Source organism: Kiloniella laminariae DSM 19542 (genome assembly GCF_000374005.1).
Taxonomy (GTDB): domain Bacteria; phylum Pseudomonadota; class Alphaproteobacteria; order Kiloniellales; family Kiloniellaceae; genus Kiloniella; species Kiloniella laminariae.
In genome coordinates, this window is record NZ_KB893147.1 from 1 (window position 1) to 12,987 (window position 12,987).

Annotated in this window: 11 protein-coding genes and 1 pseudogene; 3 read left to right on the forward strand and 9 right to left on the reverse strand. The window is 49.3% G+C overall.

Features of this window, described 5'->3' with window-relative positions; translation table 11 throughout:
- A partial coding sequence (locus B152_RS0112695) for an integrase core domain-containing protein (protein WP_020592808.1) occupies nt 1–249 on the forward strand: 249 nt, incomplete at its 5' end.
- Between the two features lie 43 nt (nt 250–292).
- Nucleotides 293–571 (forward strand): annotated as a pseudogene (locus B152_RS0112700) (transposase); the annotation flags it as partial.
- A gap of 48 nt (nt 572–619) precedes the next feature.
- On the opposite strand, the gene B152_RS0112705 reads toward B152_RS0112700, so the two are convergent.
- The 8 genes from B152_RS0112705 to B152_RS0112740 all read right to left on the reverse strand — a co-directional run bounded on the left by B152_RS0112705 (nt 620) and on the right by B152_RS0112740 (nt 9,032).
- On the reverse strand, nt 620–1,018 hold the full coding sequence (locus B152_RS0112705) for a hypothetical protein (protein WP_020592810.1): 399 nt from the start codon (nt 1,016–1,018) through the stop codon (nt 620–622).
- Between the two features lie 58 nt (nt 1,019–1,076).
- Nucleotides 1,077–1,490, reverse strand: a complete 414-nt coding sequence (locus B152_RS0112710; RefSeq protein WP_157231078.1) for a hypothetical protein — start codon at nt 1,488–1,490, stop codon at nt 1,077–1,079.
- A 44-nt stretch (nt 1,491–1,534) separates the two neighbouring features.
- On the reverse strand, nt 1,535–1,741 hold the full coding sequence (locus tag B152_RS0112715; protein WP_020592812.1) for a hypothetical protein: 207 nt from the start codon (nt 1,739–1,741) through the stop codon (nt 1,535–1,537).
- A 37-nt stretch (nt 1,742–1,778) separates the two neighbouring features.
- Nucleotides 1,779–2,117, reverse strand: coding sequence for a DUF3969 family protein (locus B152_RS25390; RefSeq protein WP_020592813.1), 339 nt, complete (start codon nt 2,115–2,117; stop codon nt 1,779–1,781).
- Entirely contained in the window at nt 2,117–2,635 is a 519-nt protein-coding gene (locus tag B152_RS0112725) for a hypothetical protein (RefSeq protein WP_157231079.1), read from the reverse strand. The genes B152_RS25390 and B152_RS0112725 overlap by 1 nt, the downstream gene beginning before the upstream one ends.
- A 64-nt stretch (nt 2,636–2,699) precedes the next feature.
- Nucleotides 2,700–5,048, reverse strand: coding sequence for an RHS repeat domain-containing protein (locus B152_RS0112730; RefSeq protein ID WP_169337421.1), 2,349 nt, complete (start codon nt 5,046–5,048; stop codon nt 2,700–2,702).
- Nucleotides 5,008–5,583 (reverse strand): hypothetical protein, encoded by a 576-nt coding sequence (locus tag B152_RS26125; protein WP_169337422.1) that lies wholly within the window; start codon nt 5,581–5,583, stop codon nt 5,008–5,010. Before B152_RS26125 ends, B152_RS0112730 begins: the two co-directional genes overlap by 41 nt.
- Before the next feature lie 149 nt (nt 5,584–5,732).
- Nucleotides 5,733–9,032, reverse strand: a complete 3,300-nt coding sequence (locus B152_RS0112740; protein ID WP_020592816.1) for a SpvB/TcaC N-terminal domain-containing protein — start codon at nt 9,030–9,032, stop codon at nt 5,733–5,735.
- Nucleotides 9,033–9,618: 586 nt separating this feature from the next.
- Between B152_RS0112740 and B152_RS25395 the strand changes: the two genes are divergently transcribed.
- Nucleotides 9,619–11,235, forward strand: coding sequence for a recombinase family protein (locus tag B152_RS25395; protein ID WP_020592817.1), 1,617 nt, complete (start codon nt 9,619–9,621; stop codon nt 11,233–11,235).
- Between the two features lie 30 nt (nt 11,236–11,265).
- Here the strand turns inward: B152_RS25395 and B152_RS0112750 are convergent, their stop codons facing one another.
- Nucleotides 11,266–12,633, reverse strand: a complete 1,368-nt coding sequence (locus tag B152_RS0112750; RefSeq protein WP_020592818.1) for a DnaA N-terminal domain-containing protein — start codon at nt 12,631–12,633, stop codon at nt 11,266–11,268.
- Nucleotides 12,634–12,987 lie beyond the last annotated feature (354 nt).

Consider the following 12,987-nt stretch of genomic DNA (forward strand, 5'->3'; position numbering starts at 1 on the left):
CTTATGGCGTGGGCCGATAAGCACGGCATCCAGCTTGAATATATTCAGCCAGGCAAGCCACAACAAAATGCTTATATCGAGCGCTATAACCGCACGGTTCGTGGTGAATGGCTTGGCCAGTATATCTTTGAAACAATCGAGGAGGCACAGGATCTGGCCACACAATGGCTATGGACTTACAACAACGAACGCCCCAACATGGGCATTGGCGGTATCACGCCTGCAATGAAACTGAAAATGGCTGCGTAAATTCTACTGAATGAGCCCATTAAAAATGGGAGGATTACCGGAGAACCTCTCCGTCTACTTCAAATACCCGCCTGATATCCGCCGGGTGATCTACACCACCAACGCCATTGAGGCGGTACATCGGCAGTTCCGCAAGCTGACCAAAACCAAGGGGGCGTTCCCAAACGAAAACAGTCTGTTGAAGCTGCTATATGTTGGAATTCACAACGCTTCAAAGAAATGGACCATGCCAATACAGAACAGGAGTTTGACATTTTCACAGCTCTCGATCTATTTTGAGGGGCGATTAGATGAATCTTGGATATTTGATCAATCACGCTGACACAGAATTCTGAACAGTCTCTGTCAACCAATTACCATCTCTGTACAATCAATCATCCGGATAACAAGTTACAGCGGCTGATACCACTCGGCTATCTTTCACCCAGAGTCTTAGTCCTAGATCTTCAAATTCATAGGGGTATTGAACATCACTGTTATCATATTCTACTCCCCCCCCCACTTCATCCGCATTCCAACCAAGTAACCTCGGCACATTTTGGATGCTTAAACCTATAATATTGATGCCTTTATAGAAGCAGGTCTCATAACTATAAATCATATTTATGCGACCTGCTTCAGTGGATAGATAAATTTCCGAATTTGGTACATTGTACTCTTCTTCTAAATCAGGATCTAAATAAACACCCATACTGCTTTCATAATAAGATATTTTTTCACCTATTTTAAAAGGACCAAGGCTAATATTGGGAATCCAAATACAATCCATCTCGATGAAACCTCTCAGTCACTCTCTACTTAACCACCTACAACTCCCAAAGCCTTTATTATCTTTTAGGACCTCGTGAGTGCTCCTCACCCTTTCTCTTATTATGAGCATCTCTCATTATGTTTTTTTTCTTCTGTTTTAACTTATCTCTCTCCTTACGAGATATACCCGGGTCTTGTAGTGCTTCATCTATATCTTTTATTTGTTGTTCTGCCTTATCAAGCGCTCTTCCCTTATCTCCGTGTTTTTCACTCTTACTACTGTCAGTCGCAGCAAGAGGATCGTTAATTATATCCTCAACTGTAATATCCTCTGGATTTATATTAAGCACTGGTGGATTTATATTAAGCACTGGCGATTGCGACACAACAACAGCACCAGACCCGACCACCACTGTAACGACTAACATATTTTCTACAATGGCTATCGCAGGAGGAATCAAGAGGACACAAGGTCCACAAGCTACCTGCACCCCATTATTATCTTTTGGTCGTTCATATCCGCGGAGTATAGAAGCTAAAGTTGTACTATCCTTACCTCCGCCAGATCCCGCTCTGCCACCAGGCCAAGTTTTGAGACCAGCGAATTAAGCCGCTCCCCGGTTTCCTGCTGGATTGTCTGCAAGCGTAACAGGCTGGCAGAGTCTAGTTTCCCGATCTTCAGTAATTCCGCCGAGAGAGTAGATTCAAAAACGATGATATCGGAAAGAGGACGTCGAATCACTAGTGCTCCATTTTAAAACAGATGAAAAAGCGCATAACTACCCTATAAACTTTTCCGTCCATCTCGTTATTTCATAATCGACTTCTGGTTTCTTCTTTAATTTTTTTAGGGCATGATTTTTCATGTTTTGAAACTCTTCTTCTAAATTTTCAGGAAGAAGCGATTCAATATCTTCTAATTCTGTGCCCATATGAATTAGATTGATAAGCCCTTTGCTAAAACCAAATTCTTCAAGTTGATCCATCACCCTTGGCGAATACAAAAGTCTTTCAGCCTCCACAATTTCAATCACACCTGCCTCTAGACACTCACATAAGCCAACACTAAAAATAAGCATCAACTTCTCTTTATAATTCTTCTCTGCCGAATTCATCATTATTTACCGCTCCATCCGGGTTTAGCTTTTACATCAAACGCTTTTCCCGATGGCCCTTGGAAATAGTGAACAGAAACTTTTCTACCATTCCTCGCCCAGCCATCATGATATACTTTATTCCATTTGCCCGGATCCACCTGTCTCAACTCCGCCTCTAATTGTTTATTATTCATAGGACGCACTGTTCGACCATTTGGAGCACCAATAAATCCTTCTGGATATTTTGGAGCATGTCTTGGAGAATCATAGACCTCCTTTATAGATGATACGACTGTTATTTCCGGTATTGTTAACCCTTGTGGGGTTACAAGCATTCCGAATTCTATCGTGGTCACAAGTTGTTCAAGTTTGTTAGGAACTAGATCCGGGGCAACAGCTATACTAAGTGCTCCTGTCATGACAATATCAGCCCAATCCAATGGGCTTGGTATATTCGGCAAACTAAAGCCAAAATCAGGAAGTGGCATGTTTGGATTTACAGGTCCAAACTGCGTCCCCGGCAGAGTACGCAAAGCCATCTGCCCAATTGCTTCATACTCAACCCCGATCACTCCAACTGTCGGAGCATTATACCGATCCCACTCAGCCTTGAGTTGATGCCATTCTCTGGGTGTTGAGACTGTTGGTTCCTATCGCATCACTACCTTTGGCAACCCCAGGTGAGTGACTATTTACCGATCTTCCACCGTTTGAATGAGCATGATCATCCGCATAACCAAAGCCCGTTGGGTCATCATAAGACAGAGGATTATTGGAAACATAGGAGTAGCGGTTAAAGTTCTGGGTAAAAAGCGGATCAGGAACTGTCGGATCAGCCGAGAGGAACCTGCCGAGTTCAGGATCATAGACCCGGCCGTTCATGTGGATGATGCCCACAGCATCAAGATGCTCATGCCCGGTAAAACCGCGCGGGGTAAAGTTTGGACGAACCGGCAGGCTGGCCTCGAGCCAGTCCGCTTCCCGGCGTTTGCCATGTGGATCGTAGGACAGACGTTCCTCAACGTTACCCAGTTCATCCGTGATCACTGTGGTCGAACCAATATGATCCAGCGACATCCAGCGGGTTTTCTCGGTGGTGGTCTGATCCACCGCCACTTCGATCTTGTGGATTGCCAGTGAGGCTTCATCGGCACGGATATAGTGGATCTGCTCCATCGTGCCGGATTGAACCCCGGCAGATGTGACTTCGGTGCGTTCCTCATAGTACGATCCAGCATAGGCCACCTCGGTAAAGGTGCCTGCCTCAATGATAAACTGACTGATCCGCGCCCGGTCCGGCCCATAGACAAAGGAAGTTGAACTGAGCGTTGCCGTCGCATCAATCATCGAAGGCTTGTTAAAGCTGGTCCAACTGACCATACGGCCGCCGCCATTGCTCAGGTTACCATTGAGGTCATAGGCATAACTGCCGCCTTTGGCGGTCGCCACCGCATGTGGCCGTGTCGGGTCATAGGTCATGACTCCGCCGTGGCTCAGATCAGACTTCAGCGTCATGTTGCCGATGATGTCATAGCCGTAACTGGTACTGGCCAGTTGAGTACTGTCCGAAGTCCTGACCAGCAGGTTCGAGGTCAGGCGGTTGAGCGCATCATAGCCAAAGCTTTCCCGACGATCCTGTATCTTGTCTTCCCGGACCGTCAGGTTGCCGACCAGATCAAAGGTCATGGCCAGATCAAGCTGCAAGCCCAGACCACCGGACAAACGCCGCCCGGTTACCCGACCCAAAGCATCCAGATCACTCCATTCGGTCAGGCCATTGCCCAGTTGGGCTTCCCGCACCCGTCCCTCGGCATCCCGGGTTTTGGCTTTCCAGATCAGCGAACTGTCGGAAGTCTTTGATATCTGATCAAGATAACCCGTTGCCGTATAGCTGTAATCCACCGCAAAGCCTGTCGGATAGACCACCTGGGCCAGACGACTGCTCGTGTCATAGGATATGGAGGTGGTAAAGTCCTTGCCCCGGATCTGGCGCGTGGTGCTGGTCGGGCGGGTCAGATTGTCATAGCTGTGGGTTTCGACATAATCCGGCTGGTTGACCCCGCCTGGACCTGTCGCGCTGTGCAGCAGGCCAATACCATGGGTCGCGCTGTCATAAGTCCATCTGGTCGTCCCTTCCGCTTCAACCCGGCTCACCAGACGGCCCAGGACATCATATGTCAGACTGCTGGTCTGACCCTTGGCATCGGTCTGGGAGACCAGTTCGCCATAGCCGTTGTAGCTATAGGACCAGTACCCCATATCCGGATCGTCCATGTTGATCTTGCGACCCAGCTTGTCATAGGCAATCACCACTTCATTACCCAGCGCATCCGTGGTTTTGGTCAGATTACCCAAGGCATCATAGGTGTAGGACACCGTCCCGCCCATGGTATCGGTGATCTGGATCAACTCTCCCCGGGCATTGCTCTGGCGGCTTTCCGTCTCCCCCAGCGGCGTGACAATACTGACCGACAGGCCGTTATAACTCGTTGTGCTCATCGCCCCGTTTTCGGCAACTGACTTTGTCACCCGGTCCAGAACGTCAAATTCACTCTCGGCCCATTTGATGCTGTTTGATCCTGCCAGATAGGGGCGCGAGGATTTGATCGTCCGGCCAAAGCTGTCATAGAGCGTATCGGCATAGATCGCCGTACCATCCGCCGCCTGGCTTTCACTACGGATTTCCCGGCCAAACTGATCCACATAGATTAGAGCGTCAGAGGCAATCACCGTCCCGCTGGAGCTTTTCAGGGTTTGCTGCTTGACCCGCTCCACCGCCCCGACCGGACAGTTCACCGCCGCATCGGAACAGAGCGCATAGCTGGTGAGCGTCTCGGTATCGTTGGCACTGACTGCCCGGATCTGCCGGCCAAAACCGTCATATTCATAAGTCGTGACAAGGCCGTTGGCATCAGTCGAGGTGACTGGTACGCCAAAGCGGCTGTCCACCACCACCGTGGCCGTATGGTTCAGCGCATTGGCCCCGCTCAGCGCAAAGCGGCCATCCGCCGACCAAGCCGGTACTGGAACTGCGCGCTGTCTGCCCCGCGGCAGAAACCGTGGTCGAGGTCGCATTGCCAAAGCTGTCATAACTGTAGCTGGTCACCACCTCCAGCTGGGCATCTCCCGGCTCCACCGTTGTGCTTGCAGGCAGAAACGTATCGCCCTGCCAGGTCATGGCCGAAGTCCGGCTCAGAAAACTGCCATCCGACTTGGTGTTGGTCACCGTGGTCTGGCTCGGGCGTCCCAGCAGCCAGGTAGCTTCGTCATTGCTGACTGTGCTGACCGTCTGGCTGGTAAAGACCGCTGTCCCGTCACTCACCGTCTGCGTCACCTCGGTCGCATTGCCATAGGCATCATAAGTATAGGACACCGTCGTGGTCTTGACCAACCCAGCCGCCTGCGCAGACATCGGCGCCAACACAGGTACAGCCAACAAACCAGCCAGAGCCAGAGGCTGCATCACGAACTTGGACAGAGACCTCATCAACCCAGAGCTTTTAAAACTACCCGCTTGATCTCTATACCCAGACATACTTATTTCCCCCACAAGAACTGAACCCAGTTCGTTTTCTTTTGCCACATTCTCAGTGTTTTCAGATTTGGCCGTTTTCTTTTTTCCGTCCCCAAACATCATCACTGAGCCCCCTGGTCAGATGAATTAATTTCATACTGCTGATTGCTACTGCTCTTAAGACGCACATCCACAATCCCCGTCGATTGAGGCGCCTGTTCCCAGGTATTTGTCTGCACGGAAATTCGCGTTACATCACTGCTGACTTCTACAGTGTCGACAGGAGGTTCTGAGCTCGTAGGAATAACCTCTACTGAGGCATCCGTAATCCAGTGCACTGACTTTGCTAGCCCGCCTGCGATGGATAAGCTCACATCACCCAGCGTCGTACCGACATGATAAAGCGAGGCATTAACCAGTAATGCAATATCTGGAGAAGACGTTTTAAGACTGGTATAAATCGTCACGCCATTTTTTTTGTAATTAACAATACCTGTGGCTGTGCGTTCAACGGACAAGATATCCCCGACAGAATAACTCCCGAAAGTTCCCATGCCTTGGCCAGATTCATATACCGACACATTACCGTTCGATGTTTGATACAACCCAAATTCAATGGAGGCATCACTCAAATCACCGGCCGAGGAAGAAAGGCCAACAAGCCAATAGGTATTTGCCCTAGCCACAACTGAGAGAGTGCCAGCACCCGTAAAGCTTTCTGAAGAATAAGCGCCGGTATTCCAGGCGGTGCCTCCCGAAACCTTGCTCAAGGTCCCACTCGTTCCCTGAATAACGGTACCAGCCACTTCACTAACGAGTTGGCGCGTGACCTTCTCGGTCCGACGGGCGAAGGGCCAGTCCTGGCGATAATCCGTAATCGTTTGCGTACCGCGTTCGACATCGCTTGAGGTGATCTGACGGAACCCCAGAAAAGCCCGGCGCGTGACGTCAACCTTCGCCCCCGCATAGCTGTAATCAACCCGGCGCTTACCACCAATGCCATCATCCCGCTCCACTGACTTCACGACCGCAAGAGATGCCACATAGTCTTGTTCGGGGTAGACTGCACCGCTCCCTTTATTATAACGGTCCTTATTGGTTAGCGGCTGATAGCTCACCTCGGTCTGATGGCCACGCGAGGTCGTGAACCCAGTCAAAAGATCCCGATCAACCCGTCCCCCATTCAACCAGCTCGTCCGGAAACCACCATTGGCAACTCCTGGACGGGCAAAAGACATTACCCAGTCAGGTAAACCATCCCCATTGAGATCGTGAAACTGACCCTTAATTTCGGTATAGCCCGATATCCGATTTGAGATATAACTGGGGTGTTGATACTCAGTAGATTGCTTCCATCCCCGGCCAGTTCCAAGCCAGGTGGTCCGTGAAGCGTTTTCTTCTGTAGCTTGTACCCAGTCTGTAATGCCATCGCCATTGACATCCAAAAAGGCACCGAGTTCACGATTCTGGCTTACATTGTGCTGTGCGCCCGGCAGATCAAAGGCAGGATCTTTCTGCCATCCCGTCCCGGTATTCAACCAAGTCCCCTTAACCGTACTGCCATTTGTATCAATATAAGCCTGAACCCAATCAGGTAAGCCGTCACCATTGATATCAACAAAATCTCCCAGTTTCGAAGAACTTTTATTGTAATCCCACATGACGGTCGGGGGCACATAGCCCGTACTCTCTGCCCAACCAGAACCCGTATTCAGCCAGATTTTCCGGAGTGTCCCACCACCATAGAGATCATTACGACGCGTGAAAGACCATACCCAATCGACCAACCCATCTCCATTGATATCAAGAAGCTCTGACTGGCGCTCATCCATGGCATAATAATCAATAAAATGAGTCGGTGGTTGGTACCCAGAACTGGCGACCCACGTCGTACCATTATTCAGCCAGATATTCCGAAACGCCCCGCCACCATACAAATTAGCTCGGCGCACATAGGCCGTGACCCAGTCCAGCAAACCATCACCATTGATATCGTGCAGTTCACCACGCTGCTCATTCATCGCATAGTAATCACGCAAATAGTCTGGTTGCTGAAAAGCAGTGTCCGCAACCCATTTTGTACCATCGTTGAGCCAGATGTTTTTGAATGCGCCACCTCCATAAAGGTTTGCCTTCCTGACATAGGACGTGATCCAATCCGGCAAACCATCACCATTGATATCATGCAACTCGCCCCGCTGCTCATCCATGGCATAGTAATCACGCAAATAATCCGGCTGTTGAAACACAGTATCAGCCACCCAACCAGAACCGGTATTAAGCCAAATATTCTTGAATGCACCACCGCCGCCAACATTTGCCTTACGAACATAAGAAGTCACCCAGTCAGGTAAACCATCACCGTTGATATCGTGCAACTCACTCCGTTGCTCCTGATAGCTTTGATAATCGCGAAGTATGTCTGGAGATTTGTATCCAACAGCTTCTGTCCAGCCGCTAGAGTTGGCAGCGTAAGTCAGGACCTGTGGTTTCAAGCAATCTGTACTTGTACATTGTGTTATCGATAGTACCCTCGATCCGCCAGAGAGTCCTTCGTTGTCATACCCCATCCTATAATCGGACACGAGTGTCTCAGCTTCAAATGTCTGGACCTTGCTCAGGCGTTTATCCTGGCTGATCTTTGCACCGGCCTGATACCAGGTTCTTGTATCTGTTCGATCCTCATAGACAAAGCGTACCGAGGAGGTCGGAGCCGTCCCCGCCGTGGCATTGCTACCGTAGTCAATCCGGTTGATCCGGTAACTACCGTTGCTCTGGTCTTCTGTGTAGCTGTAGCTGATCTCGTTGCCCGAACGATCCGCCTGTTTGTTCAGTGCCCAGAGGCGGGCTTCAGGTCTCGCCGTGCCATCAGCTTTGATCGCCTCAATCCGGCTGTCGTCTGTCTTGCCATACTCAAGGATAAGGCCGCCCTTGCTCCAGACCGTAAAGCTCTCAGGACCTGTGCCGACACTGCCGTTCGAGATTACCTTGGCATAACTCTCGATCTCGGTCCGGTATTCCGTGCCAGCTGCGCCATAGTCACCCGAGATCGCTACAAGCTGCTGTCCGTCCAGACAAAAACGATCTTCAGCTGAGAAATCAACCCCGTGGATCTTGCCATGCGGCACAAGGCTCTGGCCACAGCGGGTGATCGCCGACAAACCACTCAGGCCCCAGCCGATACCCAGAGGACCATTACCACTCTGTGAGGAATAGGAGAGCGCCAGTCGCGGTTCATTGCCCGCAATCCCGGGAGGGACAGAAAGTGGAATGCTGTAGGTTGCCGCCCCACTGTCATCAACCGCAAAGCTGCCTTCAAGCGCCCCGGCGACCGTTGTCTCTGCTCTAGCGGAACCAACCGTGACCAACAGCGTACCGGCCAGATAAAATCCGGCCAGCCCAAGGCGTGACAAACCCACCATTACGATCCCCCCAGATCAGATCACACAGATCCTGTATTTATTTGAAGTTCGGCACAAGAAAACTGCACCGAAAGAAAGACTGATCAAACACACCCGCAATACGGGTCAAAACATAAAAGAGCAAAACAAGACAACCTGTCAATCACTGAGTGTCGGGTGGCTCTATTTAGAAACCACACCTTTGTTATTCTTCATACTCTCAATATTTCACGAAAATTTTCAGTAATATAAACACCTTCATACGAATCCAGTGTTCCCAATATTATACATCTCTCCCAACCTTGCCATTGAGCATCCCTGATGTGAATAAGGTTACCTGCATAAAGCCAGCAGACGGAAAGTGGTCCACTTTCCACGTCCTGCCCTCATTACGACAGGCTGGCTAAGGCCAGAAAAACAATCCCCCTCAGGCCAAGACAGGCAATCTAAGGCCAACCGCGACGAACAACAGTAAAGACGGGCCAACATAGGCCAAGAACTTTGGATTTAAAGTAAATTTCAGGCTAACTCAGGCCAAGATATTCCCCCCTTGATTGTGAGGAAAAATACGACCTATAACAGCAAATAAACTGTTACAGGACCACTGATGAGAGTCGCGATCTACGCCCGACATTCTTCTGATAAACAAACCAGATCTACCAAAGATCAGATCGCACGTTGCAAAGCCTGGTGCGCTCAGAAAAAATATTTGGTTTCAGATGTGTTTTTCGACGAGGCAATATCCGGCGCTAATGTACAAAATCGCCCTGGAATTCATGCCTTGATCGAGGCTTTACTACACAATCGCTTCGACCGGATTGTTTGTGAAGATCTTTCGCGACTTTCACGAGATCAATCTGATATTGCAACTTTTTATAAAAAATTGCTTTTCCTCGACATTCCTCTCGAAACAATCACGGAAGGAGAGATCAACGAGCTTCATATCGGACTGAAAGGAACGATGAATGCGCTTTATCTCAAGGATCTGGCAGACAAGACCAGGAGAGGAATGGTTGCCGCTGTCCTGAATGGTTCAGTACCCGGCGGCAAGACCTATGGTTATGACCTCCTCCGTGAGTACAAGAATGGCCAACCCTCAAGCGGTCAACGTACGATTAACAGACCAGAAGCCGAAATAGTCCGGAGCATTTTCGAGGATTATCTTGAAGGCCAAACACTTTCCCAGATTTGCACAAGACTTAATCGCCTTGCACTACCCTCCCCCAAAGGCGGAAAGTGGATCAAGACCACTCTTATTGGCACAGCAGAACGTAAAACAGGTATACTAAGACAAACACTCTACAAAGGTGTCGTCACCTTTAACAAGATGGCCTACAAAAAACACCCCGATAGCGGCAAACGCTTATCCATCATCCGCCCGGAGAGCCAATGGATCAGGGTCCCTCTGCCAGAACTGGCAATAATGGATGAAAGGCTTTTTGATGAGGTCCAAAGCCTGATTGATGTCAGATCCAGTATCTCGCAGGAACGCAAAAAGTTACGCGCCGTCATAAGAAAAGATGAAAAGCTTGAAGAAAACAGGCTGGCCGTAAAGCAGCACCGGGCAAGNCAAATCAAAGANCGNCGNTATGACCTGCAGCTGATCACCAGAAAGTTGCATTGTGCTGACCACAACAAANCCATTCGNTCAATCCGCTCAGGGGTCTACAACTGCCCGAACAGAAACTGTCTCAACAGAAACCTCCACCGTCCACCGCTGATTGAGAACACTCTCAATGCCATGAAGTCTCTCGACATCACTAAACTCAGGCACTTCCTGGCGNGAAAGGAGCAGGAAAAGAACCAATTCCTTCANCAGCAATCCCGCTTACAGAAAANGCTGGACGATAAACGCCTTAAAATCAGAAAGCTGCTCGATCATTTTGANACAGTGACTGTNCGNTCTGAAACCCTTCGATTTCTTGACGAAAAAGAACTCGAATGCCAACGGCTCCTCTTCGAGATCAACCGATGCCAGAAGGAGATCGATGTCAGATCGATGCTCTCTGATCTGGAGTTACAATCGCTTGTCAGAAAATTTCAGGAACTCTTGACTAGGTACCAGAAAGAGCCAGAAAATGAACAGATACTTGAAATACTTAATAGCAGCATAGCACGTATCAACTGTTTTTCTGCTCTTGATAACTCTTCAGGAGCGTTCAACAGTAGAATCAACATCGAGTTTGATTACGATCAAATCCTTACACAATTGGCCGGACGTTAAAGCTACTCAGTTTTCTGGGAGAATCATGAATCAGCATTTGCGTACAGAAATATCCAGACAAATTGCTCCAGCTTTCTTCAAGCTCTCCACGAGCCATTCCTTATGCAGTGTCATAACCTGATCGATAGTGAACTGGTTCCTGGCCCTGAGGTGTAAAACCCCGTTATCCAGGCTGATGAAAACCAATGGGTTTATCCAGGACCGAAAGATGACAGGATTGTCCTGTTCCATCATCTTTAGTACCCTTTGCCATATCTCCATTTCTGGGCTCTTTGCAGCTGTACCTGTTAGATCAGCTGTTTTGTCATTCCCAGAAACAGCTGTTTTCGCCCCCCCCGTTACCTCTGATTTTTTCTGCGGTAAAACAGAGTCTTTGCCTTCAGAGATACGCTGAAAGTTTGATGACAGATCAATCGATTTACACTTGGCGAGATATCCGAGATAGCGGTCTGCCGAGCGCACAGAAGGATCTTCCAGAGCAACCACCAAAGCGATACAGGCTTTCCACCCCAGTTTTTCATAAACCCAGGCGAAGGTTTTCTCTGGATTTCGATCCAATTTAAGAGCTGACAGCGCTAACTTGACCGAACCTGCCAACAACAGCGAATGCCTCTCCTGCTCGATATCCTCACGTGTCACAAACTTGGCCCAACGGGGACAAACCTGCAACGCTTTGACCAGCTGCTGTTTAGCCAGATCCCGGGTCTTTGATCCTCTGGCACTCCCTCGCCAGAAAGCTCTTTCACTTGCCGCGGTCTTTGACCGGTTGCTCTGTTTTTCTTTTTCCTCATACTCACCGCTATCTGCCCAGACACCTTCCCTGCCTGTAACAGGCTTTAAACAATCTGTTCTATAGTTCCTGTTAGGCGATCCTATGGTAGCGCCTGCCCGCTCCTCCTGTATCACCTCACCCAGTTCATCCCAGGAGCGATCTTCAAGCAAATGATCCTGACGCTCCCGCGCCTCTTTAAAACGTAGATCCCCGACTTCGGAGAACTCCTCCAGTCGGGCAAAGAGTGGGACCAGGTTTATCGCCTTTCCCTGGAGAGGCTGATTTCTGTGATTATAGGAACGGGCTATCAATCCCTTATGTTCCAGAGATGCCTTGATGCGGCGGAGATAGGATTGGGAGATTCCTAAAAAGGATGCGAGCAAAGTGCTCCCCATCCAGACGTGGAGCTCCCCTGAGGTGAGCTGTTCCTTGGTCAAACGCGCTATACAGGTCAACAGAAAAGTCTTTTCTGCAAAGGACAGATCAGGCATCCCGAAACAGATCACATTTAAAGCTCTGGCTTTACTGAACGTCTCGCTGTGCTGATAGCTCTCAATCGACATCAATGTATGAATATAGCCGGCACCGCGCTTGGCGATCCCGTTCTTACAGCTTTCCTGTATCATGCCTTACAGCAGCATCCGGATCCCCTGGACTTAGGCCATATCTCTCCACTACGCAAATTGGGCGTATTTCAATTGACAGCACTATCCAGTGAGATAAAATAATCCTCGAAATAAGGGTAGGAAAAACCTTATCGAGATTTTATCTCAGCACAAACCTCATGGCTGCAACCGTGAGGTTTTCTGCTATTTAAGGGCTTTGGATGATTTTGCCGCCTCCTTGATTGGGCGGTCTTGCGTGCCTCTTGGCAATTTCACCACTTGACTTCATGGTTGTAATTCTTGTAACAAGAATCCACAACATGATGAGTTGTGATGTTTGGTTGCGGGGGTAGGATTTGAACCTACGACCTTCAG

Coding starts and splice junctions, on each gene's coding strand:
- B152_RS0112705 (WP_020592810.1), bottom strand. CDS start 1,018: ATGGATTGTATTTGGATTCCCAATATTAGCCTTGGTCCTTTTAAAATA.
- B152_RS25390 (WP_020592813.1), bottom strand. CDS start 2,117: ATGATGAATTCGGCAGAGAAGAATTATAAAGAGAAGTTGATGCTTATT.
- B152_RS0112725 (WP_157231079.1), bottom strand. CDS start 2,635: ATGGCTTTGCGTACTCTGCCGGGGACGCAGTTTGGACCTGTAAATCCA.
- B152_RS26125 (WP_169337422.1), bottom strand. CDS start 5,583: ATGAGGTCTCTGTCCAAGTTCGTGATGCAGCCTCTGGCTCTGGCTGGT.
- B152_RS0112740 (WP_020592816.1), bottom strand. CDS start 9,032: ATGGTGGGTTTGTCACGCCTTGGGCTGGCCGGATTTTATCTGGCCGGT.
- B152_RS0112750 (WP_020592818.1), bottom strand. CDS start 12,633: ATGATACAGGAAAGCTGTAAGAACGGGATCGCCAAGCGCGGTGCCGGC.